We start from the raw sequence: 25,910 nt of genomic DNA on the forward strand, positions 1-25,910 counted from the left end.
AAAGACCGCTCTATCGCTTCGGCCGGACCCGGTCCATGGCCTGTTCGTATGCGTAGGCAAGCTGGAGGACGGTAAGGTCCGCCCCCGGTTTTCCGATGACCTGCAGGCCCATGGGGAGTCCGGTGTCATTGAAACCGACCGGCACGCTGATCGTCGGCAGTCCGGCCAGACTCGGCCCGATCACCACCTCCATCCAGCGGTGGTAGGTGTCCATCGTCCTTCCGGCGATTTCCTTCGGCCAGTGCACGCCGGCGTTGAACGGAAACACCTGGGCGCTGGGCAGGAGCAGGCATTCGTATTTCCGGAACAGGGCGTCGAGGGCCAGGTACCAGGCGCTCCGGTCGACGGTGGCCCGGTAGACCGCATCGCCCCTGATCTCCAGGCCGTTTTCCACCTCCCAGACGGCCTCCGGCTTCATCAGTGCCCTCCACTCGGGCACGCGGTAGAAGGGGCCGGCGATCCCCGCGAGGAGGAATCCCCTCAGGGTCAGCCATGTCTCCCACAGGCGCTCGGGAGAAAAAGCGGGAAGCGCCTCCTCCACGATGCAGCCGATGGCTTCGAAGGTTTTGATGGCCCCGCCGCACAGATCCAGGACGCCCGGCTCCATGGCCAGATAGCCGCCGACATCGCCCATCCAGGCCACCCGGACTCCCTTGAAATCCCTTTCCAGGGACCGGGTAAAAACATCCGGATTCTCCCGGATGGAAAGGGGGGCCCGGGAATCGAAACCGGCCTGCACGGACAGGAGCATGGCGAGATCCGAGACGTTCCGGGCCATGGGGCCCTCCGTTGCCAGCTGCTGGTAGAAGACGTCGAGGGTCGGGCCGTAGGGAACGCGGCCGAAAGAGGGGCGGAAGCCGAAGACGTCGTTGTAGGCCGCGGGGTTGCGCAGGGAACCCATCATGTCGCTGCCGTCGGCGACGGGGAGCATGTGCAGGGCCAGGGCGACCGCCGCGCCTCCGCTGCTTCCGCCCGCCGTTTTCGTCCGGTCGAAGGCGTTGAGGGTCGTGCCGAAGACCTCGTTGTAGGTCTGAGAGCCCAGGCCGAACTCCGAGGTGTTTGTTTTGCCGATGACAATCGCGCCGCTCCGCCTGGCCCGCTCGACGATGAAGGCGTCCTGAAGAGGGATGTTGTCTTTCAGGATCGGGGATCCAAGGGTGGTGGGAATGCCGGCTGTGAGGGCCAGATCCTTGGGAGCCTGGGGAAATCCGTGCATCCAGCCCAGGTATTCCCTCCGGGCGAGCTGCCGGTCCCGCTCGTCGGCCTGGTCGAGAAGCTCCTCGCGGTCCTGGAGAGAGACGATGGCGTTGACCTCCGAATTGAGGCGGTCGATCCGGTCGAGGAAGGCCTCCATGACTTCCCGGCAGGAGACCTGCTTTTCCCGGATGGCCCGCGACAGATCGACGGCGTCCATGGCCGTGATTCCCTCTCCCGTGTCCACAAGCGGTTTTCGGATCATGATGCCTGCCTCCACTCCGCCAGCAGGTCGTCCAGCTTCAGGATCCGGACCAGGGGATCCAGCGGCATCATTTTCAGCGCGGCAAGAAAGGTCTCGTGGATTTCCGGCCGATGGGCGGCGCAGCAGTCTTCAAGAATGACAGACCTGAAGTCGCAGGACAAACCGTCCATGGCCGTCATGTAGACGCATCCGGGCGTGGCGATGCCGGTGACGACGATCGTGTCCACCTTCCAGAGACGCAGCGTCATGTCCAGGTCCGTCTTGAAGAAGGCGCTCAGGCGCCGCTTTTCCAGGACGGTGTCCCCGGGCTCGGGCCCCAGTTCCTCGATGACCCGGACCCCGTCGGTACCCCGGATTGCATGGGGCTTCATCCGCCCGCTGAAGAGGAGGTCGCCCTCCAGGAAACTGTCATTGGCAAAGACGACGGGGATCCCCCGCGTGCGGCACTCCTTCAGCAAACGCTGGAGATTCGGGATGATCTTCATGAATTCGTTCGACCTGCCTGCCGACAGGTGCATCCCCACATTGTCCCTGATCATGTCGACGACGATGAGAGCGGGTTTCATGCCTGCATTCTCCATTGGGTTTTTCGGGAAAGAGATAGCACAGCAAGGCACTTCATTGCTATAGACGGTCGAAGGGCGGAGAGATCCGCATCCCGTACCCGTCCATCACACAACCGCTCTCCGGAGAAGGAACAGACATGCAGGCATACAGAATTTACAACCTGGTCATTGCCGCCGACGTAGACGAAGAAGCCCGCGAGTTTTACCGCCGGGAAATCGGCGGCACCCCTCCCGACGCGATGGAAGAACTGTCCCCTTCGGTGGATGTCCGCTGCAAAGACGGAACCGTGAAAACGATCCGGGACCGCATCAACGAAGAGATGGACGCCCGCAACGACTGGCTGAGAATGGGAATCCCCTGCGAACTCCACTGGCCCTTCCTCATCGGGGAGCTGCCGTGAATTGTTCTGCGGAATTGCGTCCCGAGGAAAATCGGAGGTGTGGATCGTTCCTCCCTTAGGATTTGATTTAATTTACATGGCATTCTAAGAGGGGCGATTCTTGGAGGAGGGCGGATTCCGGGATCGACAGCGTATGTCTGGTTACTTCAAGCTACTCTTCGCCTGCGTCATCTGGGGCACGGGCTGGACGACAGCCCGCTATTCGGTCGTTCACCTGGGGCCTTTTCTCACGGGAGAGTACCGGTTCATCCTTTCCTTCCTGTTCTCCCTGCCGTTCCTTTTCTTCCTGAAATCGTTCCGCTTCTCTTTCAGGACCGTTCTTTACATGATCCCCCTGGCCCTGACGGGCTATTACCTGAACAACCTGATGGCATACCTGGGCCTCAACTACACGACCGGAACAACGGCCTCGATCATCGTCATGACTAATCCGATGAACATCGCGGTGCTCTCGTACTTCATCCTCAAGGACAGGCTGAACGCGGCGGGCGTTCTTTCCATCCTCCTCTCCGTCGCGGGCGCCCTCATCGTCGTCGTCAAGGGAGACTTCATGTCCATCGTCACTATGGACGTGAACGTCGGGAACCTGCTCATCGTCGGCTGCGCCCTCAGCTGGTCCATCTACTCGATCCTGATCAAGATATTGGAAGACAAGGTGACGTCGGTCGAAAACATCACCTATGGCACCCTGTTTGCCGCCATCGGATTCCTTCCGTTCAGCCTTGAACCAGCCTCGGCGGGAAGCATCAGCGCTGCATTGGTTGCTGCGCTGATCTTTCTCTCCCTTTTCAATACGAACCTGGCCTTCTACTTCTGGAGCGAGGGCATCAAGGACGCCAACCCGAACTCCGCCGCCGTCTTTTTCGGGCTCATTCCCCTGTCCGCCGCCGTTACGGAAAACATCGTTTTCGGAGAGCGCATGGCCCTTTACCACGTCATCGGGGCGCTGCTCATCTTCCTGGGCATCCTCCTGTACGTGGTCACGAAGCGGAACGATATCAAGATGTAATCTTTTTTATTTTTCACAGGATAGTACGAGCCCCGATTTGCACATTGTTTGATAAACCGAAAGGGGGGCTTATTGAATATGACCATTTATCGAATGCATCATGGAATGAAACGTGTTACGTATCCTCGTCGTAAAGATGAAAGAAAATTATAAAGGAGAAAGAACATGGAGAAGATTGGTTTGGCGATTTTGATGGTTTTCATAATGGCAACATCTTCCTTTGCATGGGACCCATCTGGAACGTGGGGCATTGAAGGCCGTACCGATGCCAACTTGAAGGTAGATTGTAAAGGACATTCTTGTTCATGTACATTTCAGTCGGCCTATGGAAAATTCGAAGCAACCGGCTATGTAAGAGACAACAAACTGATCCTCGCTTATAATTATCTAACGGCAGTGAGCAGCAATAGTTATGGCTTTATAGTCTATGAACGAAAGGCTGATAACAGGATGGCAAAAAAGACTTATGATCTTAATGGAAAGTTAGTTGTCACCGACAATTGGTTCAGGAAATAAGAATCATTATTCCAATGGGAATAAAAAAGCCGTACCCCATGGCGGGTGTACGGCTTTTTTTCGGGTGTATCCGGAAGGTCTCAATAGAGAGCCAGAAGCGGTTCTCTATATTGTTTCAGGACATTGCTTCTTTTGAGCTTCATGGTCTGGGTCAGCATGCCGTTCGCGACCGTGAAGTCTTCCGCAACAAAAAGGAACTTCTGCGGCACTTCATAACCGCCGAATGACTTGCGCAAATACTCGATAATTTTTTTGGACAGATGGTCCTTTAACGCTTCGCTTTGGAGTGTCTCTTCCAGCGTGTCCTTGACCCACGCCTGGGTCTCGGGATCGGCTTTCAGGGCGGCAAAGTCGGGAACGACAACGGCCACGTTGAACTCTTTCCCCTCGCCATAGATGATGGTGTTGGCGACCCAGGGCATAAGCTTCATTTCATTTTCAATGCTTTCGGGATGCACATACTTGCCGTTGGCCAGCTTGTACTCGTCCTTGAAGCGGCCGGTAATATGCAGAAAGCCTTCCTCGTCGAACCAGCCGCGGTCTCCCGTGCGAATGCCCGCAAAGCCGTTCCACTGGTCCGGCATCATGACCTCTTCGTTGATCCTGGGCTTGTTGTAGTAGCCCATCATGACCTGGGGCCCGTAAACGCAAATCTCGCCGTCGAGGCTGCCCTCCTCCACGCGGGATTTGTCGATCACGACATTCGTGTGCTTGATGGGCCTGCCTACCGTTCCCAGCTTGTTGCCGAATTCGGTGCAGTTGAGGGTAATGCCGGCCGATGTCTCCGTCATGCCGTAGCAATCGTAGGTCGGCTGGCCGATATCCCGGAAGAAAAGGGCGATTTCCGGCTTTAGAAGTGCGCTGGCGCTCACGATGAATTTCAGATTGCCGCCGAAAATGGCACGGACCTTGGAAAAGACCAGTTCATCATAATCTTTGAATTCTTTTGTCTTCTCGGGCAGATCTCGGTTTTTGGCCGCTTCCGCCAGCGCCGCGTCAAAAAACTGCTTTTTCACGGGATCGGCACTCACGGTCTGCATGATGGCGTCGTAAATCCTGGTAATGATGCGTGGAACGGCGTTAATCGCCGTGGGCTTGGATTCCTGGACGTTCTGCATGAATTTTTCCAGCGATTCGACAAAGGCGATCCCGCCACCGCAGTAAAGATAATTGTGCAGGTCGCAGTTCTGTCCATAGACGTGCGCCCAGGGCAGGATCGAGATCACCTGCGACGTCTCGTTGAGCTCGAACGTATCGATGCTGGATCTGGCGGCCCAGGTCGCATTTCCATGGGAGAGCATGACGCCCTTGGGATCGCCCGTGGTGCCGGAGGTGAAAATGATGTGTGCGAGGTCCGACCAGTGGGGCTTTGCGGAAGGAGCGGGGTTCTGCCTCCCCATCTCCTCCAGGGCGGAAAGGCTGTTTTCCCCGTCGCCGTAAACAGTGAAAATGTTTTTCAGCGTACTGATCTCCTGCGGGAAGTCTTTGACTTTTTCATAAACGCTCTCGTCCCGGACAAACAGGAATTTGATCGCTGCATCGCTGATGATGTATTTCCAGATTTTCGGGAGCTCCTGCAGATACATGGGTACGAATACCCCGCCCAGCCCGTGGACCGCCTGCTCGCAGACAAACCACTCGACGCAGTTGTTGATGATGATGCCGACTTTGTCACCTTTGGACAAACCGAGTTTCGCAAGAGCACCGCGGAGGTGATCGACCCGGTTGGCAATCTGCCTGCGCGTCAGCCATTCATACTGTCCGGATTCCTGATTTTTGACGCCGAAAAATCGGATGTCCGGCCACTTGATTACGCTTTGTTCAAATAAATCGACCAAGTTGTTCGGGCTGTCATGAATTTCATCCGGGTTCATGTTCTCTCCTTTAAATCTGTATCGACGTAACTCTTCCGCCTTTTCAAAAACTTGCATTCTTCAAAAAGGCCACCCAATCCGCCTGAATAATCAGATGCTTGCCTGGTCAGTCCTTCAGAAATTTTTTAGGCTGATTCTATAAACACTGGTCATAAAGCAGTCAATTTGATATGTCGCTTCACGAAAAATAATGAATTATCCATAAATCATGGATTTGCCATTGTGCCGGCCCGTGGAGCAGCCGCCAATTCAATAATCACGCGAAAACGCCATAAGTCATTTATATAATGGGGGATTGCGAAACATGAATCAAACGGAGAAGGCGATATCCGCTATTTTGTCCACATTTCCAACGGCGGAATCTTTCGAATGGTTTTATCAAATGAGCGATAATTCAGAGATCTGTGATTCATTCATTTCGTTTGCCGTCCGAAACGGCGTCATCGACAGCCCGGACATGGAAAGCCTCGAACAGTTTATTCGTACCCATACGGACACCGCGGTGAAATTCAGGGTGCCCGAGAACATCAATTTCGAGGAGCTGCTGAATCGTAAAAAAGAGAGCCTGAACCTGAATCTGTCGCTGCGGGCCTTGTGCAACCGAATCAACACAATCCTGACATCGCACCGGATAGCCTTGCCACACGTCACCAATTCCATGCTCATACGACTGAAAAAAGAGCCCCTGGACACGCCGCACAAGCTGAATGTCCTGAGAAGCATTGCGTTCTGGCTGGGATATGAGCGGGCGGATATTGCCAAAAAGTGGAACTATGACGCTTTAACAAAACTGTTTCCCGAAAACCGCCGATCCCACAAATACAGCGAATACAGCGAAGGCGTCCGGATCGGCTTTTCCCTCACGAGCCGGGGTGAAGTCATTGATCATGAAATCATCGGGTGGCTGAAGAAAACGATCAAGAATTACATCCATGAGGAAATCGGCCACTTCCTTTATGGGAAATGGGGCAAAGTAAAAGCCTACGATATCACAACATTATATGTGGACTTCCCGAAAGAGAAGGAGGGCGGCAATCTCGAGCATTACAGGCAATGCCTGTGGAGCGCCGTCAGGCTGGCCCATCAGGTCGCCGTATGCTGGGCGCTTTCGAAATACGCCAGCAACAGCCGGTTTCTGTCCATGGCCATCGTCTCGGGAGATTACGCGACCCTGGACAAGCATCTCCTGCCGATCTTGAATGCCAAGCTGCCCGACGATCCGGTGATCCGCCTGTCGGACTATGCACGGCATGGCCTGCTCATCAACGATATCCGTGTCATCCTCTGCCAGAAACCCGCGGAAACCGGTTTATACAGCGGAGAATCGCTGCCCATCTGGTGGATAACCTCCCTGTGGACAACGCATTATTTCGATTTTGTGTCCGATCTGCTCCACGATGAGACGTTGCAAAATACCCCCGCTTCGATTGAAAAGCTGAACCAGTTGCTCTGGCCCACGGAAGACGCGGATTCCGCATCCTCCAAAATGACGGAGGATAATGCGATCACCACGTTCTTCAAATATCCCCACAATTCCATGCTGGGGGTTGAGATCGCGAAAACCCTCTATTATCGAAAACGTTATTCGGAAGCGGCGGAGATCCTCCGAATCGTTCTGTCGATTAACGCCAAGGACCTGGTTGCGCGGACACTGCGCATGATGGTGCTGAGAAGCATGGCGATCGATACGCCTTCGCACCGGACGGCGGCCGCCGTGTATCGCCAGGCCAGACAGGAAGCCGACAACGTCCTGGAATATTGCGACTGCCGGACGGAAGATTTCTATTGTGAATATGCCATCGTATTCATGACCGAAGCCTTGTCCACCGTCCGATACACACGGGCGCACCCGGAAGCCGTCTCCGATCCCAGAGAATTTCGAAAAATCAAACATGCCGTCTTTAAGGCGCTGGACCAGGCAAAGCATCTTTTTGAAAAGGGAATATCCATCTCCTCTTCCGCAACCCGCTCTTCCTATTTATTGAAAAGCGCCATTATGGTTCAGGCGATCTTGAGAAGCGATGACGAGCTGTTTATCAACCCGGACAAGCCGCTCGCCGCCGCCCTCGAAGTCGGCCAGCAGGATTCCATGGATGTGCAGTGGCAGGTCGGCCTGCGCCGCGCTGAGCTGCCCGTGCAGAAGCAGGATGAGCTGGTTGTAAAGCTGACAATCCAAAAAGGCGCCATTCATGATGTTTCAAGCGGCCTGTTCAGTTATCGGCCGACAACCCAATTCTGCAATGCCGTCGTGTTGTGGGATTTCTTCACGGTACACACGGTACAGACGGCAAAACTGGTTCGGGAAAAACTGGAGAATGCCATAACCATTGCCCGGCGGGCACAGCAGGAAAATGTCTGCATCTATTCGTTTACCCGCTCTTACGGCGAGATGGTTACGGCTCAGGAATACATTGAGCACATGCAACGGGCGTTGAAAATGATCGATGAAGAAGTCGGCGGGGATTTGAGTGGTCGTGAAGATTCGGAAATCATTGTGGGACCGGCACGGGACAAACCGCCCAAGCTCTTTACCCTCAATTTTTAACCGGTCGGATCACGCTGTGTCTCCCGGGCGGACAGGAATTCCAATACATCGCGTTTTTCAGGGCCAACTGCTTACTTTGCTTTCCGACAAAAAAGCGGCTGAAGAGCAACCTCCAGCCGCTTGAAAATCAGAACCATATGAAATCGAGGATACTGAAGTCCCCCCGCTTTCTATTTATTTCACGCAGTTTTTGTTGCCGTCATAACGGAAGCCGGCCTTTTCATCACAGCGGACGCAATTGTCCTTTCCATTGTACTTCGAATAATGGAACCCGGCTTTCTCATCACATCGGACACAGTAATCTTTTCCATTGTACTTCGTATAACGGAAGCCCGCCTTCTCATCACAGCGGACGCAGTAATCTTTCCCGTTGTACTTCGTATAATGAAAACCCGCCCTCTCATCACAACGGACGCAATAGTCTTTTCCATTATACTTCGTGAAATGGAAGCCATCCTTGGTACTGCAAAAATTCTTGGGACCGGGATTTGAGATGCCGGGATTGGCAATCCCTGGATTGGCTATGCCGGGATTTGCCAACCCGGGGTTTGCAACACTGCCGGCGAGAGCCAAGGTGGCCGATAAACACAGCGACACCGTTAAAAAAATGACCATTGCGATTCGATTCATGCCTTTCCTCCTTAATCGTAAGCTATTATTTTTTCCCCACGCAACCCTAAGGTGGTGGGACTCACGATCCATGGACAAAATGCGATCCGGCACAACCAGAAAACCAGACGCCTTGGGAAGCATTTCCCGATTTAATATCGACGTTGAGGACGCCTTTGCGTATCGTGACGCTCCCGATAAATGTCCCTCCGGAGTTGTGCAAATTCGTGTTCAAGGCGGGTCATTTCCTGGTGGTTGAACCCGTCTTGCCCTGCCCGGTCCATGTGGGCCCTGATTCGGTTCAGCTCGTTTCGTAAACGACTCGCCTCGGGAGGTGTGAGCGAACCATCGCGCACGCCCGCATTGATCTTTGAATGTGCGTCATGGATCTCCCCTCTGAGATGATGCCATCTCTCCCGCTGTTTTTGATCCTGATGACGACCCGGCTGGGCATTGGCAATACAGGATGAGAAGCAAAACAGGACGAAAACCATGACTGCGCATACATTCCAGAATTTCTTCATGTTCCTCCTCCCGCCTTCTGGGTTGACATCTTTGTTTTTCATTGTTCCCGCCGATAGGTTATAAGGGAATTCATTCTATAATTAAACAGAAAATACCGTCCAGGCATGCAAATATCACAACTCGATCATTGATCACGATCTGAGCTACGCCGGCAATTTATTAAGGGAATTTTGGCTGAAAAATACTCGGGAGGAAATGCGCATGGAACGAAACGTTGGAACGATTGACAGGGTCATCCGGCTCGTTATCGCCATTGTTCTCATCGCAGCCAATGCCGCGGGCTGGATCACGGGAATTACCGGTCTTGTCCTTGCCGTAATTGCCGGGATGCTTCTCTCGAGCGTTGCGTCGGGATACTGTCCTCTCTACACGAGGCTTGGAAACAAAAAGTCAATATGACCCAATATGATCTTCTGCAAATATTGTTGCTCACGAAAAGATAAGAATTAGCCTTCTCGCCAATGTATTCAGATATTAAGATGTCAGCGTTGACAACGCTGTGCTCATTCAATGCGATTGATCGTCTTTATCGCCATGGAAATAGATATCCAGAGACATCTGCTGGACTTTTCGGCACGTATTTGCCCAATCCAAGAAAACGTTTTTCCCTTCTACGGGAAGCACAGGGACCTGAGCGACATACATTCTGATCATACGCTCCATTTGCTCCTGTATAATGGTTAATGAATTAAAAGTATTGCTAAATGCCATCTTGTTAATCTGAAGCTGTCTCGAGATCATGTCCTGGTCCATTATCCACATCCTCCTTCGCGATTGATAGAATGGCAATTTGCTTTATTGTCTGCTTTTACATGATCCATGCCAACAGAGACGCTTGATTGATCGTCAGTCAACGATTTAATTATTGCCTGGGGCAAGTAACGGCGCCACGCGAGACATCAAGTCCTGTCTGCTCTCATCGCATTGATAATATTTATGATTTTTAAATAGATAAGGGCTGTTTCCGATGTTATGTCGAATGGAGCGAAACGGAATTATTAAAACAAGATATCAAGGAGAGATTTGACGGTGATGTCAATGGTGTGACGTTTAAATAAATGGTGCCCCCGGAGTGACTCGAACACTCGGCACCCGGATTAGGAATCCTTTCTATCTGCCAGCACCATGTAGCACCTTGTACAATTTATCCATTGACATATAAAGAGTTTTCTTCTACTGTACCCTCACGATTTGGCATCTTGAAGATCGATATTTCAGCCGAAAAGTGGGGAGAGGGTGGGGAGAGCCAGAGTAACGGATTTCCCACATGGTACCCCAGGAAGGAGACACCATGCCAGTCCAATGGAAGAAAACAAATTTCCCCGGGGTCAGGTATTATGAGCACCCTACCCGAAAGAACGGAATTCAGCGGGACCGATATTTTGCGATCCGTTACCAAGCAAAAGGGCAGCGGAAAGAGGAAGGTCTGGGATGGGCTACTGAAGACTGGACGCTTGAAAAGGCAGCCCTTGAACTTGCGAGATTGAAGGAAGCGGCAAGGAAGGGTGATGGGCCGGTTCGTCTCTCAGAAGCACGTGAACTGGCTGAGCGTGAACGGCAGGAAGCCGAGGCCGAAAGGGAACGAAAAGCACGTGAGGCTGTAACTTTTGGGGAATACTTCAACAGAGTCTATAAGCCGCAAGCGGAAGCCGACAAGAAACCCGAAAGTTACAAAAGAGAAGATCAATTGTTTACCCTTTGGATCGAGCCGGTGATCGGAGGAGTCGCTTTGTCCGAAATTGCCCCCTTCCATCTTGAGCGACTCAAGAAGAGCATGACCGATGCTGGCAGGAGCCCCAGGAGCATTGAATATGCCCTGGCTGTAGTCCGACAGGTTTTTCGTTCAGCACAACGAAACGGCCTCTTCCAGGGAGAGAGCCCGACAACGAAGGTCAAATGGCCAAAGACTGACAATGCACGGATGCGTTACCTATCTGCCGAAGAAGCACATCGACTTCTGGAAGCCCTGAAGGAGAAGAGTGTTGATGTGCATGACATCACCCTTTTGGGCCTCCATTGCGGTTTGAGATTCGGGGAGATCGCGGCCCTAACTTGGGCTGATGTGGATATGGGAAAGGGCCTCCTTACCATCCGCGACGCAAAGGCAGGATCCCGCTTTGCACGATTGACAGAGACTGCGAAGGAAATGCTCAAGAACAGACCGAGGAAGAATGGAACGGATCTTATCTTTCAAGGCCGGGGCGGACAGAGGATGAAAAAAATATCACACACCTTCTGGCGTGTGCTTGATAATCTGGGACTGAATGATGGTTGTCAGGATCAGAAATTACGACTGTCCTTCCACAGCACGAGACACACTTTTGGAACCCTCCTATACGAGCAGACTCAAGACCTGTACGTCGTTCAGAAGATGATGGGGCACGCGACAAGCACTATGACTGCCCGATACGCGAAGATGACAGAAAACCGCTTGAAGGAAGCCACAGAGGCCATCGAAAAGGCCTTGGAACCGAAGAAATCGGCTGAAGTTGTTAATTTTGGCAACACGCAGTAATCAATCAAGTGGTATAATCAAGGCTATAGGAGGTACGTATGGCAAGGGTCGCCGTAATCGTTGTTTCCGTAATTTTGATCTTAACCGGTTGTGTGCATGATCGCTGGCGTTCCAGCGAATTTACGGTACCCGAGGGGAAGACTCAGGCCGATTATGAGGCCGCGAAAGCCGACTGCAAGCATAAAGTAGAGAACGCCATCAGCAAGGGTGAGATGATTCTGACGGGTGCTGTCATTTATAACCGGAACATGGGCAGACTATATCAGTCTTGTATGGAAGGGAAGGGCTTCCCTTGCAAAGGCAATGATTGCTATTATTAATTATTACCTTATTAACACCACCGCCGGAAATAGAAATCTATACTAACTATCAGTTTACATTTTCCCCACTTCTTTCTCTTTTCCCAGTTGGAAAATTATCGGTATGATAGTAATTGCAAGCCCCTTCGACGCTTGTGCGATGCTGTTAAATATTGTCTCCACATCATCAGTTGACTCACCGTTGTCAGCAATATCATCTTTTTCGCTAATTGCCCGTTGGCTTTGACGAAGCATTCCGAGAGCAAGAAAGTACAACCCCCATTTGAACCAACTCTTCAATAGGTCTGGATCGAGAGTCCGACGACGAAACATTTCGTTTCGTAGGTGAATATTGTCCATGTTAATATAGATATCGATAGATTCTTCATCACCATGCTTAAGTTTAAGGGCCGATGTTTCGTTGAAATCGTGAATTGCCCACTTGTCCTGATGAACAGGGATTGGAGGGTTGAATTCATTTTCAGAGGCACCAGAGGGTGGGGGCTTTGTTCCGGGTTTTGCTGGCGGTGCTTCTTGTTCAACTTGCATCAAAAAACTTGATTCAAAAGGGCTCACCCGTGATATATCAGAAACGTACACAGTTACGCGGAGTTGATCACTAGGGCTGCAGGTTCTTGGAGGAGCAAATCTTAACGTCGCTCTTCCATTCCAAAGATGAACAGATCCAACACGATTAGGTGCCCCTCTTATCTCGAGCCTCCCGGGATCGGTCGTCCTCGAGAAGTAGTCATTGTTTGCATCTGTCTCAAAATCGATACGACACGTACGGTTAACAGGGCATTTCTTCGTCACTCCGCCTTTGGGTTCATTTGCTATTCTAAAAAAGGTTGGAAAATGTTTGCCTATGAATGGTTCCGGTTCAGGTATTGGCCCTATTGGTGTTTTAATCTTTTGTCCTTTACCGAACAAATTAGCAAGAGTTGGGTCGCTCTTAATTAGTGCTTTAAATATTTCCGAAGAATCTTCTTGGACTTCAGTCGCCAGACTTGACTGTCGTCGTCTTGCATTGAGTTCTTTCAAGCCGGCGTGATCTTTCAAATACTCTATAATAGAATCCTCCAATATTATTCTTTCCGGTATCTGACGCATTCGATCACGTGACGCAAGGAACAGATCCTCACGTACCCTTTTATCGAGTGCAGTACAATCAACAATTACTAACATATCTTTTGCTACATAATCCATTCTGGTCCGGCGTTCAATGTAGTCGCTTTCACGTGAACTATGGAGTTGCCCGTTTACAGTATAGAATATTCCGCCGACAAATCTTTGGTCAGTTCCTGTAGGTGAGCGGTCAATTCTTTCTTTAACAACAACAAGACGAACCTGAACTGTCCCCAAATCAGGTACTTCCATTGGACCACCTGTATCGAAGCCAGGCTCAATAAGATCCCTTCTATCCGCCAAGACGGAACACAGTCCAGCCATGGTAGTGTCGTAAGAGTGGGCTTTGTATCCTGCTCTTCTTTCTTGGAGTCGAATGGGAATTCCTGGCTCCATGAGATGTCTTTCTAATTCATACCGAAGATCCAATGTAATGGGGCCTTTTAAGCGTCCAGGAATCTTATAATCCCACAACTTTATACATGTACCAGCAGTAAGAAAATCTTCATATAGTTGCGGATACCGGCTCCCGGGTAGAACGGGGATCTCGTCACTTTCAAAAGACAGGACATTTCCTTCTGGGGCCAAATAAACATACATTGTATGTGGTTGTGTTGGACCAGGATCAAGTCGCCGGATTATCGTAAATCCCCACCGATTTCCAAGTATTGGTGTTCTTGCTGGCAGATCCGGTTGACGCTTTGAAATAATCAATTGGAAACTATGTCTTCCCGAAAACTGTAGCACTCCCGTCCCTCCCATGTTGAACGTTCCCTGAACAAATGGGACGGCAGTTTTGTTTTGTTTTAGAAGAGATAAGAAAGTTTCTGGAAAGTCGTCTGGCGACTGCCCCTCGCCATTGTCAATAATAAGAAAAGCTGGATTCTTCTTGGTACCACACGCAACAAGTCGAATGCGTTCGGCATACTGTGTTCGAACACTCGCATCTAAATTTTGTACTCGTCCATCACGTATTCCAAGAAAACGCTTAACGGCCTCCTGCATGGTCGTTGGTGCTTCTGTTCCTTTTGGATCTATACCTAACTTAATGCATTCTGCTGTCAATATTGCATCTATTGAATTAACTAACTTTTCCACTAATGAGGCAACCGGCGAACTCTGCTGATTCCCAACAATTCCACGATTATTGGCGGTGTCACCATATGGCCGCCAAATTGTTCGATCATCCCATAAGCCGCATTCCTGAAGAATGAACACAACTTCCTCTTCAGTTTCCGCTCTTAATAAATTGAGACAAAAATCTCTCGGTTGTAACTTCATCTGCGTTGACCTCCCCTTAATAATCAGGAATCTACTGGCAAGGACGATGCAGTAACACAAACTCGTGACTGTTTATTTGATTAGATTTCACTTCAACATACCACTTACGATGAGGGACAATCCTTTTTATTATGCCATCTGTTGAATTGGGTTTCATGACCTCTTCAAAACCTGCCATCTCCATTGTAGACCGGAAACGCGGCAACTGTTGTTTCGGGTCTGAAAATCCAACAACTTGTGCCACAATAGTAGATGGAGTTATAATACTTTTAAGTGACTTAAAAACAGTATATAATTTAGTGAAATAGTGACCATCGGGTCTCTTGCGTGATCCAAAAGTATAATGGCTTTCTCCTGCTCCATCAGTCAGTTGAAGGATTTGATACGGTAAAGAAGTTTCTTTTCTTCCTAATAGTTGCCAGCGGTGATAGAGTACATGTACACATGGATAAGGTGGTGATGTAAGTATTAAGGATACAGGGGGCAGTGGATCCAAGACCACATGATCTGGTAGATTTTCCGCATCTGACTCAAAAACTTTGAAGTTCTGACGAAAACCTCCTGGCCATTTATATTTCCTACAGACTTTAGAGTATACTTTCATCTGTTTCAAAACTTCCTTTGAAACAATACGAATTTTTTGAATTAAATCCCATGGTGAAGGGAACACACGACGACAATCGTAACAGAGTTGTCCGACACGAAGAACCGTAAATAAGGCAAGTCGACGGGCACCAGGATTCTCCAAACAAAGTGCCTTTGTTCTCAAGAATAGTAGAAGCGATTCTGTCAATTGCGAGAATTCTGTTGTATTTGGTGTCGATAATAAAACAGCAACATACTGAGAATGTAGGATATTACTAATCAACGAAGAACTCCACATCTGGTATTCATGTAGAGCCTTATTATCAGCAGGCCACGCTTTCGCTCGAGTTACAAAACAAGCAAGTGGATTCAGATCAGAGCAAATTACTCGTCGACCTGTCGAGAGGGCTTCGATAGCAGTTGTCCCACCGCCAACGAAGGGATCGAGAACAAGATCACCGGGTCGTGTTAATCCAAGGATTAAAGCACGTGCTAACTGTGGTGACATACGTGCGGGATATCGATAAAGCGGGTGTGTCAGGCTTGTGGCAGAATCTCGTGACTCTGCCGCTTCAAGAAACGACTGCCAAGGTAATGTTTCCGAATCAGTATATTTCTGATCCTCATCAGTTAAAGTATTCATTGTTTTCCGAAAACATCCATTTAAGAAGATTACTACGGGCCATAGTAATTCTGATGGCCCTTTACTTTTAAAACAAGGGTTGGTGCTGATAATTTGATGGTTCTTTGTAGACTGAAAAGCAGGATAAAAATGAGGATTGCAGAGAAGCCGCAGGAACAATCATAACTCTTCCCTCATTCACATGATGGAGAGCACGGTCCAGAATTGGAGACCTAAAAAACTTTTTTTATTCGTTAAGGAAATATTTATGGACTGTCAAGAGGAATATTCAATGTAATGTAATGAAGCAACAAGAAATTTTAGAGAATTATAATTCATGCTTTAATTTGTTTTCTTTCATGAAATTTACTTTTCCGGCTCCGCATCATAGCCGCGTGTTCGCGGAGCCGCTGTTTTCTTTCCGGCATTTTTTCCAAATTCTCATGCACGAGCAACATCCAGCGAACAAGCTCGTGCTTGATACCGAGAGGCCTTCCATTGACCCCGTACCGCACCGGCAGCCCCCTGGTGTCGTACCAACGTCGTGCCGTGCGTCCACTCTTCCCCAGCACCGCCCCGATCGCCTTCCACCCGTGCACGAAGACCTGCTCGTCTTTCAAGACGTCGTCAATGTTCATAGTAATGCCTCCTAAATGCCACTGATTTCCGCGACTCCTTGTTGCCATCTATCCGGCCAGCCGTGTTGATGATACCTCTTTCAGCGGATCCTGCCTGAGGAAACTTCAGTCAGGTCTCTTGAGGGCACTTGATGATTTCATGCAGATCCCAGACTACGATTTCGGCCTCTGAATTACTCGCGTCGACCGCAGACGGGTGATCCGTCGTTCCCTCCGGTGATCGTTAAAAATAGACGCCGAAAACCCCTCTCACGGCCGGTTTTCGGGGCCGATTTCAAGCCGCCAGCCGAATCCCGACCCGATTCGGGTTGGCCCCCATGCGGAAGGGGTGGAGGGAGCAGGATGTCGACATGCATTCCCGCACGAAGTCGGCTCTTCCGCCCTGGCACTCCAGGCAGAACTCCCGGATCCGCCGGACCGACGGGCGGCCATGACCAAGCCGGTACGGATGTAAAGGACAGGACATGAAGCCCATTTCGCCTGCCGACTCATCACCGTCGCACCCGGCAACCGCCCTTACGTTGCCGCCGCAACACCCTGCACAGTACCGCCCGATCGCATCCAACGGACTCGTCATTTGGCCTCCTTCTTCTTGGATTCGCTTATTGCCCCACGTGCTTGCATGCACGAGGCTTCCCACTCATCAACGGCCTCCCTGAATTCCGCCAGGGAGGCTTCCCCGGTTACTACCCTGCCCTGCAACTCCTCGATCCGACGCTCGGCCTGTGACGTGATGTCGTTGACCCTAAAGGAACTGCCCCTGTACCCACCGACCACACGGTCCCTGGCGGATAGCATCGAGGAATCCATGACGATCAGCAGAGAACTCCTCGCGGCCTCGACCGAACCCTGCCGGAATGGATTCACCCATACGCATTCATTCGAGCCGACGACTCTCAAGTGCTCCAGTACTTGCTGCTTATTCTCCTTCAACGCCCTAATGAGAGGGGCAGCCCGAATAGGGTCCGGCTCTCCTTGGCCTTTGTAATTTGCCCGCACCTTGCTCCCGGCAACGCTCAAGTCATAACCGAGGCTCCGCAGTCCCTCGATGATCAGTTTCGCCGTCATGCTTCAGACCTCGAATGACCGGATGTCAGCACCCGAGGGTTGTTTCGCAGTTTCGCCAAGGGGGGGTGCAAAACTGCCAAACTCTTTCTGGACAAGGGGTTCATAGGGTATCGCTGGGTTAGTTTGGCCATCCCCGTTCGGTTCAGCAACGGCAGTTTCGCAGTTTTCCGCTCTATATAGGGAAGCAAAACTGCCAAACTGGATCGGAACGATCCGCTGGGCGTTCTTCGTCCCCAATTTCTCGATCGCCCAGTACCGACCCTGCCCCTGCCCGATCAGTCTCATGACCTTCTTCTCCGATACCCCCAAAGCGGCAGCCCCCCTCCGGGCAAGTTCGGTCTTCAAAAGCGACCCCTGCTCGAGGAGGATGTTGAGAATGACCTTGAGGTTCATCTCCTGTGGATCCGGGGCAAGATCGAAGCCCCGGTCAGGATTCAATGTAAGGTACACGGCGTAGGGCTCAAACCGCGTCTTTTCACACCACCCGAAGCGGTAGACCGTGTCGGGGTCATCATCGTCATCCTGGACGACCTCGTCCGGCCCTCCGTTATTCTTCTTCACCTTGGTCAGCCCGAGCAGATGATCAGCCTGGTCGGCAATGGATGTGGAACCCTTGTAGCGGTCGCTGTTCTTCGAGGTATGATGCAGGACGACGATCGTGAAGCCGAGATCCCGCAGTTCCTTGAGTCTCCCCATGATGTCGCCCATGTCCCGCGAGTCGTTTTCATCCCGGCGTTGCGAAGCCCGGAGCGTATCGAAGATGAGCAACGCCCCCGGCGGCAGGGCCTTGTAACGCTCCCATTCCGGAGAGTCGAGCCTCGGTGCTCCGAGGAGTTCATGGTTGGCCCTCCAGAATAAGAAGTTCTCGGCGGGTCCCAACTTCTTTGTCCGCTGATTGAGAACGGGAAGCGGGTTCTCGAAGTCGACGTAAACAACCGGGGTCTTGACCGTCTTCAGCCCGAGCCAGGGGATTCCCCCGCTAATACAACGAGCAATGTCCATTGCGAGCCATGTTTTCCCGATCCCCCCCTTCCCGAAGAGGACCGTGATCGCCCCCTTCGGAATGAGCCGGTCGAGGATGTAATCAACATTGATTTCCATCGCCCGGATGTCATTCCAGGGCTCCAGACAAGATTCTATATCGAGCGGCTGGTCGGCCTTCGGCCCGGCGGGACTCCTCTCCTCGAGGCTTCGTGTTTCCCGGCGGTTCTTCATGTCCTCGTACAATTGATCAGCGAGATTGAAGGTCATCCCCCAGTAACCTCCTTACACAATTGATATTTTTCCTCATCACTCCCATTCTGAAGAATATCCAGGTGATGATCGACGAGAGGAAGCAAGTGATAGTCGTCGGCATATTCCTCCATTTCCTCAATCGTCTGGAAGCGACCCTGAAGGATAAACAGATCTTGGTGGTATCGCGTCAATTTGTCGCGGTACAACCGCTCCCACTCTCGGAAACGCCGCACGAGTTCCGACTTGGTCTTCCTGACCGGGTCCATCTTCGGTTCCTTGCCAGGGGCCATCCCCAGGAAAGCAATGGCATCGCGGAAGGAGAGGCCGTGAAGCCTCTGAACGAATGAGATGACATCTCCCTTTTCTCCACATCCGTAGCAGAGGTATCGCTGGCGATCCGGGTCGACCACGAACGAGGGGACCCTGTCTTCGTGGAAGGGACAACAGGCCCAGAATTTGCGGCTCTTTTGATGCACCTCCACACCGAGCGATTTGATTACCCCCAAGAGGTCCGGCTTATTCTCCATCACCGGCCCCCAGAGGTCTTTTCCGCTCGATCGGCTTCATGCGTTCTCGTAGCCACTCGATCACCGAGGCTCGAGGGTAGCCCGTGACCTTCCCTGTCGTGATCCGCTCTTCGGGACCCAACCCCTTCACGTCGAGATTCGACATCGTGCGGGGGCTGACTCCGACCCACTCCTTGAAGCGAGGATGGTTGCGGTAAAGAACAGGAGGAAGGACGACTTCGAGGTCGGCAAGAACTGCGTCAACCATCTTGGTCGGATTAGCCATGACTACACCTCCAAGCCATCCAGCAGTTCCAGGGCCTCTTTCGGAACCGTTCCCCGGACACGCTGGACGTGGTCCACTAGGGCCTTCACCTGTTTGACCGTTAGAAAGCCACGCTGGGGACTTCGCGGGACAATACCCCTGGCCTGCAGGGCATACAGGTGGCTCGGATAGAGATAGAATTTTGTTAGGGTTTCACCGACGGGAAATCGTTGCATAGACTCCTCCTGTGTGTTTTTCCCCAGGGAGAGTCCTGCAAGGTGGAGGGATATTCACTTGACATCCTCTGTGCGTCTGTTGCAGAAGTGTCAATACAGCCCCGAAACCATCCTCCAGCCGCCAAGCATAGTATGGTTTCGGACCCTCGACCCCGGGTCCTCCGACCTGGGGTTTTCTTTTTTTTTATTCATACAACACTCAACCTCCATAATCAAGGGGAAAAACGCTCTATACCGTTGATATTACTGGTGTATAATTGACACCATGCTTTCGCACAAAGCCAATAATCGCGACAAATACGCATACACGTTTTACACAAAAAACCTCCCGTCCATCCCGAATCGAAAAAAAAAATTTTTTTTGGTGGAACCCCAGCATCAAAACCTTGTTGATCACTCCAAGATTTCAATAACTTGGTTGAGATGAGCCCAGTTTTTCTGTTTTGCTTCCCTATAGGGAAGAGAAACTGAAAATCCCGGCATTCATGCAAGGAGCACCTGACAAAAGAGTGTTTCGGCCGCAATGGGGTATGAAAATTTGAGCAGGCAGGGGCAACCGAAGCTTGACACCCCATTCCGGGAAAACGCTATAGAATCGAGTGGTTGCAAAGAATGGTCGGTCCGGTTTCGCACTGTCAAAGTTGGGGGGCAATCAGCCTGGGGAGATCGAAAAAGATCTATGTATCTTTATTGATGGGTTATTGGTGGGTCTTTGATGGGTTATTCTTCTTGACCGAGTCATTGCATCCAACATGGATTCAAAGAATCGATTATGTAATTCCGAGAAATCGAGAGTACCGGGCGTCCAGGCTGTCGGCGGGGACATGTTCATACTCTGTTCGGAATTCTTCCCAGGTTACGGAAAGGGCTTCCCGCAACGCGTCTTGAGCATCGGCGTTCAAGTTGTAAGCCCCTGTCAGGAAGTCGGCAACAAACATTTCGCCGTACCCGGGCATATGATAGGGTGGTCCCGCGTCGCCGCGGCGGATGATTCGAAAGAACTGCTCAGCATCCACTCGCGAGAGGGGGGTGGTGGAGACCTCTATTCCCAGGATTCGGCGAGCCCATCGGTTGAACAAAAGCGGATGGTACGTCTGGACTCCGCTGTTGACAAAATCTCCTTCCAGCCTCGCAATGATCCTATCCAGCTCCTGCAATTGGCGGAGGACGCGGCGGGCTTGGTTCAAGTCGTCCATTGTCTGGAAATCTCGGTATGGTTCCTGTGCTCCCTGATTGACGAAGAATCGGGGCCGGGGAGCAAGAAGGCCGTTCAGGATTTCCTCTCGGGGGCTGCCCCAGAAGTCGTTGCCGAACCCCTGTCGAATGAACCAGCTTTCCCGTCGCCAACAGTTTGCATCCCGGTGTAACCGGGCTGCAAATCCATATCCGACTCGGAATATCGTCTGCATGGGATTGTTCCATAGCAATTCCACAGCGGATTCCGCTCTCTCGCCACAGATATACTCCAGTGCGATATTCAGGAACCCCGCCGCTTTTCGCATGGTCGTTTCAAGATCGGAGGGATCATCGATTTCCGGGAAGCCCTCGGCAGCGATCAACTGGTTGCACAATCCTGATAATTCCACGAGAATCCTGTCGAAAAACAATGGATCGTTGATCTTGGAAAAGGCTGCGGAGAGAAGACTCCGTCCTTCCCCCAAATGAACAAGCGGGAATCGGGGGACGAGGCTCCCCGTATCCTCGTCGGCGATCCGCCCGGGAAGCAGCGGGGGGGATTTCCCTTCAAGAACCCCTGGTTCGAGGGGGGAATAGACCGCGATTGCTTCTTCCTGGGGGAGAAATCCGTATTCGGCAATTCGTCCGTTTCTGAGCCTGTATAATTCTTCCTCTGCCTCGGCGGGGAGCAGGGAGGCGAGGGAGGAAAGTGTTTCCTGCATGCGTTCAGGATCGTCAGCAGCTAAGAACCGGAGCAGACGTTCGACGTTTTCCTCGTCCTCCTCCCGGAACGTCCGGAAGAAAAACGTTCCATCCAGTGAGAGGAAACCGGGTGGGGGCACTACATCAGCCGTTTCGTCTACGACCAGAACTTCCGTTGTCCGGTACAGCAAAAGGCGAAGCAGATCTTCACCATCGTCCATAAGCAGAGAAGACAGCTTTTGAGGATCTGCCTCAGCCAATCGGTTCAGCCAGATGAGGGCCTTTCCCGGGTCGATCTGGTCTTTCCGCCAGATTTCCAGATCCAGAATGTATTGTACCTGGTTTTCTGTGGCAAGGGCCAGGACCGGAAGGCTGTCTTCCGTACCGATTCGCTTGATGACCCAGAAGAAATCATCATCGGAGAGCTCCCGGACCAAATTTTTAGGTTGCGGATCATCAAGGATGCTCTGAAGGAGGACACCGCCGCTGAGCGAGAGGGTTTCACGGCTGGCTGGGATGGCTTTGTCCAGCTTCCTCTTGGAGGTCGACAATGAAAGATTCATGGTGAGCCTGAGGATATCTTGGAATCGAGGAAGGATGTTTCATAATCGGAATCAGGGCAGGCCGGTCCTGCTCCTGTCGTCAAACCAGGAAGCAGGACCGGCTGTTCCGTATTTGAAAAACCGATATTTTAATCGAATTCGCCCATGTCCGGCGGCATGCCGGGTACAGCAGGCGTCTTCTTTTGCGGTTTGTCTGCTATCATCGCCTCCGTCGTCAACATAAGAGAAGCAACGGAAGCAGCGTTCTGAAGGGCGAAACGGGCAACCTTGGTTGGATCGATGATCCCGGCCTCGAACATGTCAACGTACTGTTCGGAGTCGGCGTCGAAACCATAAGAGCCTTTTCCTTCCCGGACCTTCTCAACAACGATAGAACCTTCACAACCCGCATTTGCTGCGATCTGGCGGAGCGGTTCCTCCAGGGCACGACGCACAATATCGAGACCATGCTTCTGTTCCTCTGGAAGTGTTGCATTCTCCAAGGCTTTGAGCGAACGGATGAAGGCGACACCGCCTCCCGGAATGATGCCCTCTTCGACGGCCGCCCTGGTTGCATTCAAGGCGTCCTCGACACGAGCCTTCTTTTCCTTCATCTCTACTTCCGTTGCTGCCCCGACTTTGATCACGGCAACACCGCCGATGATCTTGGCCAGACGCTCCTGAAGCTTTTCCCGATCATAGTCCGATTTCGTGTCCTCGATCTCCGCCCGGATCTGCTTCACCCGGCCTTCGATGTCGGCACGATCACCCGCACCGTCAACAATGGTGGTGTTGTCCTTATCGATGGTGACCTTCTTGCAAGTCCCGAGATCGGCCAGCCCCACGTTTTCCAGTTTGACGCCAAGGTCTTCCGAGATGAGCCTGCCACCGGTCAGGATTGCAATGTCCTGAAGCATGGCCTTTCGCCTGTCACCGAAACCGGGGGCCTTGACGGCTGCGCATTTCAGCGTTCCTCGCATCTTGTTGACAACCAGCGTTGCCAGGGCTTCACCCTCGATATCCTCCGCAACGATCAGGACGGGCTTTCCTGTTTTGGCGATTTGCTCGAGAATGGAAACAAGGTCCTTCATGCTGCTGATCTTCTTTTCATGCAGCAGGATGTAAGGGTCTTCCAGGTTGACTTCCATCTTCTCCGGATCTGTGACGAAATAGGGGGAAATGTAGCCCCGATCGAACTGCATACCATCGACGACTTCCAGGACGGTTTCCATTCCCTTCGCTTCTTCGACGGTGATCACACCCTCCTTCCCGACCTTCTCCATCGCTTCGGCGATCAGATTGCCGATGGTGCTGTCATTGTTCGCGGAGATGGTTCCAATCTGGCCGATTTCTTTCTTGCCGTCTACGGTTTTGGATATCTTCTTCAGTTCGTCGACAACCAGGGATACCCCCTTGTCGATACCAAGTTTCAGTGCCATGGGGTTCATGCCGGAAACGACGAGCTTGGACCCCTCCCGGTAGATCGCCTGGGCCAAAACTGTTGCGGTCGTGGTTCCATCACCCGCCTTGTCGGATGTCTTGGAAGCCACTTCCTTGACCATCTGAGCGCCCATATTTTCAAACTTGTCTTCCAGTTCTATCTCCTTGGCCACGGTTACGCCGTCCTTTGTAACCAGTGGGGCACCCCAGGATTTGTTGATGATGACGTTTCGTCCTTTCGGCCCCAGGGTTACCTTGACCGCGTTTGCCAATGTATCCAGGCCCTTCATGATCTTGGCCCGGGCTTCCATGTTGTATTTGATTTCTTTCGCAGGCATGCTTTTTCTACCTCCTTCCGCTACGACTCAATGACGCCGAGGATGTCTTCTTCCTTCATGATCAGGTACTCTTGTCCATCCATCTTGAAATCCGTACCGGCCCAGCGGGCCATCAGGACCCGGTCACCCTCTTTCAGTTCCATTGGAATCCGTTTCCCCTCCTTGTCCAATCGTCCCGGTCCCACGGCAATTACCTTTCCTTCCTGGGGTTTCTCCTTGGCCGTGTCAGGGATGATGATCCCGCCGGCGGTTTTCTCTTCCGCCTCGACGCGAGCCACGACGATCCGATCATGCAGCGGTACAACCTTCATTCCTGTAACCTCCTGTTTGAAAAAAATTCCGGACAGGAACACCGCTCCGCCTGTAGTCTGGTTTTGGAGGACTCACGAGGCGGGAGGGGATCCCACCCATGTTACTAAATCATGGTATCCCCCGCCGGGGAGGCAGGGGATACCGTATCTACACGGAGTAGGCTGAAATGGACCTACTCTGTCTTGATCTCGATCTTTTTCATCTTCGCTTTGGCCTCTTCCAGTCGGGGAAGGCTGATGGTAAGAACCCCGTTCTTGAAACGGGCGTCCGCCTGCTCGGCATTGAGACCCTCGGGAAGCGGGATCACTCGGACGAAGGAGCCGTAGCTGCTCTCCCTGTGCCAGTAATCCTTCCCCTTGTCTTCCTTCTCCTCTTTCTTCTCACCGCGGATCGTCAGAGCGTTGTCGGTGAGATTCACTTCCACGTCCTTCTCGTCCAGACCAGGGAGTTCCGCCTTGATGCTGACCTGTTTTTCATCCTCCATCACATCAATGGAGGGAGAAAACGCCCCGAAGGCCGACCTGCCGTCCGTGGGGGCAAGGTCAAAGCCCCGGAAAAAGTTGTCGAACATCTGGTTCATCTCCCGCTGAAGGGCGAAGAAGGGGTGATCGTCTGTTCGGGCGATCGGCGATTCGCTTCTTCGCCATACGCTTGGCAAAAGACTCCTAAACATGGATTTTTCCTCCTTTCCCTTTTTTTTGTTTTCTGACAACTCTTTGATATTGTTGTCATATCCAATTCTGTGCGAAAAATAATCATGAGGTTTAAAAATGTCAAGGGGGCGGATTTTCAAAATGGGATCTTGTGGCTGGCACTCATCAGAGATCTGAATTAAAAACTTTTTTCATGGATACCCTTGTATACGCTCGGCACCACTTTCGGATATTGTCCGTGTGGGTAATCCAGCCTGTCCGGACCCGAACGTTTCCGCCATCGAACCAGGGAAGAGGGATCAAAGTGTAATCTATCCCTTCTGTTTCCTTCCCCGGCCCTCACCACCGCATCCCGGAAATACCCAAGGGTCTCCTGCTGAAAGACCTTATTGAAATCAGTTTTTCAGTTTTTCTCCCCTATAAGATGGAAAAACTGCAAAACTGGTTGGATGGGTGGGTGGGACCCCCGTCAACGACAAGGGCCAGGGGGCTTGTTCCCACCCCCCCATAGGGGGGGCCTTGGGCATTTTTTGAAGGCAATGGGCCCTGAAGTGGGGAGAGTGTGGGGAGAGAAAGACTAACAAGAGGCAGGGGACTACAGACAGCGATCTGCAACCCCTTGAAATAAATGGTGCCCCCGGAGTGACTCGAACACTCGGCACCCGGATTAGGAATCCGGTGCTCTATCCGCCTGAGCTACGGGGGCAAACAAAGAAGTGGAAAAAGAAATGGTGGAGATGAGGGGGATCGAACCCCTGACCTCGGCATTGCGAACGCCGCGCTCTCCCAGTTGAGCTACATCCCCACGTCTTGGTCGGATTGGTTTGTTGCGGAGGGCACCATATCCAATCGGCAACATCAAGTCAA

The 25,910-nt window shown here is 51.9% G+C and carries 25 protein-coding genes and 2 tRNA genes; 7 read left to right on the forward strand and 20 right to left on the reverse strand.

Features of this window, described 5'->3' with window-relative positions; genetic code table 11:
• Positions 1-10: 10 nt before the first annotated feature.
• Both PLO63_16855 and PLO63_16860 read right to left on the reverse strand, forming a co-directional pair.
• On the reverse strand, positions 11-1,459 hold the full coding sequence (locus tag PLO63_16855; GenBank protein HOI75813.1) for an amidase: 1,449 nt from the start codon (positions 1,457-1,459) through the stop codon (positions 11-13).
• Positions 1,456-2,025 (reverse strand): isochorismatase family cysteine hydrolase, encoded by a 570-nt coding sequence (locus tag PLO63_16860; protein HOI75814.1) that lies wholly within the window; start codon positions 2,023-2,025, stop codon positions 1,456-1,458. The genes PLO63_16855 and PLO63_16860 overlap by 4 nt, the downstream gene beginning before the upstream one ends.
• 137 nt (positions 2,026-2,162) lie before the next feature.
• On the opposite strand from PLO63_16860, the gene PLO63_16865 reads away from it, so the two are divergent.
• The 3 genes from PLO63_16865 (at position 2,163) to PLO63_16875 (ending at position 3,951) form a co-directional block, all read left to right on the forward strand.
• Complete coding sequence (locus PLO63_16865) at positions 2,163-2,426, forward strand: hypothetical protein (protein HOI75815.1); 264 nt, start codon at positions 2,163-2,165, stop codon at positions 2,424-2,426.
• Between the two features lie 133 nt (positions 2,427-2,559).
• Positions 2,560-3,435 carry a DMT family transporter gene (locus PLO63_16870; GenBank protein ID HOI75816.1) on the forward strand — a complete coding sequence of 292 codons (876 nt, stop codon included), beginning with the start codon at positions 2,560-2,562 and terminating at the stop codon, positions 3,433-3,435.
• Between the two features lie 165 nt (positions 3,436-3,600).
• The gene (locus tag PLO63_16875) at positions 3,601-3,951 is read left to right on the forward strand and encodes a hypothetical protein (GenBank protein HOI75817.1); all 351 of its coding nucleotides are present in this window, start codon (positions 3,601-3,603) and stop codon (positions 3,949-3,951) included.
• A gap of 80 nt (positions 3,952-4,031) precedes the next feature.
• On the opposite strand, the gene PLO63_16880 is transcribed toward PLO63_16875, so the two are convergent.
• Entirely contained in the window at positions 4,032-5,825 is a 1,794-nt protein-coding gene (locus PLO63_16880) for an AMP-binding protein (protein HOI75818.1), read from the reverse strand.
• Between the two features lie 304 nt (positions 5,826-6,129).
• On the opposite strand from PLO63_16880, the gene PLO63_16885 reads away from it, so the two are divergent.
• Positions 6,130-8,370, forward strand: coding sequence for a hypothetical protein (locus tag PLO63_16885; GenBank protein HOI75819.1), 2,241 nt, complete (start codon positions 6,130-6,132; stop codon positions 8,368-8,370).
• 174 nt (positions 8,371-8,544) lie between these two features.
• On the opposite strand, the gene PLO63_16890 is transcribed toward PLO63_16885, so the two are convergent.
• Both PLO63_16890 and PLO63_16895 read right to left on the reverse strand, forming a co-directional pair.
• Positions 8,545-9,000 carry a hypothetical protein gene (locus tag PLO63_16890; protein HOI75820.1) on the reverse strand — a complete coding sequence of 152 codons (456 nt, stop codon included), beginning with the start codon at positions 8,998-9,000 and terminating at the stop codon, positions 8,545-8,547.
• Between the two features lie 131 nt (positions 9,001-9,131).
• A complete protein-coding gene (locus PLO63_16895; protein HOI75821.1) occupies positions 9,132-9,503 on the reverse strand; it encodes a hypothetical protein in 372 nt (123 codons plus the stop codon).
• Positions 9,504-9,705: 202 nt separating this feature from the next.
• On the opposite strand from PLO63_16895, the gene PLO63_16900 reads away from it, so the two are divergent.
• The 3 genes from PLO63_16900 (at position 9,706) to PLO63_16910 (ending at position 12,339) form a co-directional block, all read left to right on the forward strand.
• A complete protein-coding gene (locus tag PLO63_16900) occupies positions 9,706-9,903 on the forward strand; it encodes a DUF2892 domain-containing protein (GenBank protein ID HOI75822.1) in 198 nt (65 codons plus the stop codon).
• A gap of 892 nt (positions 9,904-10,795) precedes the next feature.
• Positions 10,796-12,019 carry a site-specific integrase gene (locus tag PLO63_16905; protein ID HOI75823.1) on the forward strand — a complete coding sequence of 408 codons (1,224 nt, stop codon included), beginning with the start codon at positions 10,796-10,798 and terminating at the stop codon, positions 12,017-12,019.
• 38 nt (positions 12,020-12,057) lie between these two features.
• Complete coding sequence (locus PLO63_16910; protein HOI75824.1) at positions 12,058-12,339, forward strand: hypothetical protein; 282 nt, start codon at positions 12,058-12,060, stop codon at positions 12,337-12,339.
• Between the two features lie 54 nt (positions 12,340-12,393).
• Here the strand turns inward: PLO63_16910 and PLO63_16915 are convergent, their stop codons facing one another.
• The 15 genes from PLO63_16915 to PLO63_16985 form a co-directional block, all read right to left on the reverse strand.
• Positions 12,394-14,724 carry a hypothetical protein gene (locus PLO63_16915; protein ID HOI75825.1) on the reverse strand — a complete coding sequence of 777 codons (2,331 nt, stop codon included), beginning with the start codon at positions 14,722-14,724 and terminating at the stop codon, positions 12,394-12,396.
• Positions 14,725-14,755: 31 nt separating this feature from the next.
• On the reverse strand, positions 14,756-16,111 hold the full coding sequence (locus tag PLO63_16920) for a DNA methyltransferase (GenBank protein HOI75826.1): 1,356 nt from the start codon (positions 16,109-16,111) through the stop codon (positions 14,756-14,758).
• Between the two features lie 155 nt (positions 16,112-16,266).
• The gene (locus tag PLO63_16925; GenBank protein ID HOI75827.1) at positions 16,267-16,569 is read right to left on the reverse strand and encodes a hypothetical protein; all 303 of its coding nucleotides are present in this window, start codon (positions 16,567-16,569) and stop codon (positions 16,267-16,269) included.
• A gap of 274 nt (positions 16,570-16,843) precedes the next feature.
• Positions 16,844-17,146, reverse strand: a complete 303-nt coding sequence (locus PLO63_16930) for a hypothetical protein (protein ID HOI75828.1) — start codon at positions 17,144-17,146, stop codon at positions 16,844-16,846.
• The gene (locus PLO63_16935) at positions 17,143-17,637 is read right to left on the reverse strand and encodes a hypothetical protein (protein ID HOI75829.1); all 495 of its coding nucleotides are present in this window, start codon (positions 17,635-17,637) and stop codon (positions 17,143-17,145) included. Before PLO63_16935 ends, PLO63_16930 begins: the two co-directional genes overlap by 4 nt.
• A 3-nt stretch (positions 17,638-17,640) precedes the next feature.
• A complete protein-coding gene (locus PLO63_16940; protein ID HOI75830.1) occupies positions 17,641-18,888 on the reverse strand; it encodes an AAA family ATPase in 1,248 nt (415 codons plus the stop codon).
• Entirely contained in the window at positions 18,885-19,400 is a 516-nt protein-coding gene (locus PLO63_16945) for a CHC2 zinc finger domain-containing protein (protein ID HOI75831.1), read from the reverse strand. The genes PLO63_16940 and PLO63_16945 overlap by 4 nt, the downstream gene beginning before the upstream one ends.
• Positions 19,390-19,665 (reverse strand): hypothetical protein, encoded by a 276-nt coding sequence (locus PLO63_16950; protein HOI75832.1) that lies wholly within the window; start codon positions 19,663-19,665, stop codon positions 19,390-19,392. Before PLO63_16950 ends, PLO63_16945 begins: the two co-directional genes overlap by 11 nt.
• 2 nt (positions 19,666-19,667) lie before the next feature.
• Positions 19,668-19,880 (reverse strand): hypothetical protein, encoded by a 213-nt coding sequence (locus PLO63_16955; protein HOI75833.1) that lies wholly within the window; start codon positions 19,878-19,880, stop codon positions 19,668-19,670.
• Between the two features lie 770 nt (positions 19,881-20,650).
• A complete protein-coding gene (locus tag PLO63_16960; protein HOI75834.1) occupies positions 20,651-22,321 on the reverse strand; it encodes a DUF6178 family protein in 1,671 nt (556 codons plus the stop codon).
• A gap of 128 nt (positions 22,322-22,449) precedes the next feature.
• A complete protein-coding gene (gene groL, locus PLO63_16965; GenBank protein HOI75835.1) occupies positions 22,450-24,078 on the reverse strand; it encodes a chaperonin GroEL in 1,629 nt (542 codons plus the stop codon).
• 20 nt (positions 24,079-24,098) lie between these two features.
• On the reverse strand, positions 24,099-24,389 hold the full coding sequence (gene groES, locus PLO63_16970; protein ID HOI75836.1) for a co-chaperone GroES: 291 nt from the start codon (positions 24,387-24,389) through the stop codon (positions 24,099-24,101).
• A 173-nt stretch (positions 24,390-24,562) separates the two neighbouring features.
• Complete coding sequence (locus PLO63_16975; GenBank protein HOI75837.1) at positions 24,563-24,961, reverse strand: Hsp20/alpha crystallin family protein; 399 nt, start codon at positions 24,959-24,961, stop codon at positions 24,563-24,565.
• Between the two features lie 711 nt (positions 24,962-25,672).
• A tRNA-Arg gene (locus PLO63_16980) sits at positions 25,673-25,749 on the reverse strand.
• 23 nt (positions 25,750-25,772) lie between these two features.
• A tRNA-Ala gene (locus PLO63_16985) sits at positions 25,773-25,848 on the reverse strand.
• Positions 25,849-25,910 lie beyond the last annotated feature (62 nt).

This window comes from Syntrophales bacterium (assembly GCA_035363115.1).
In the GTDB taxonomy this organism is placed as follows: Bacteria; Desulfobacterota; Syntrophia; order Syntrophales; family PHBD01; genus PHBD01.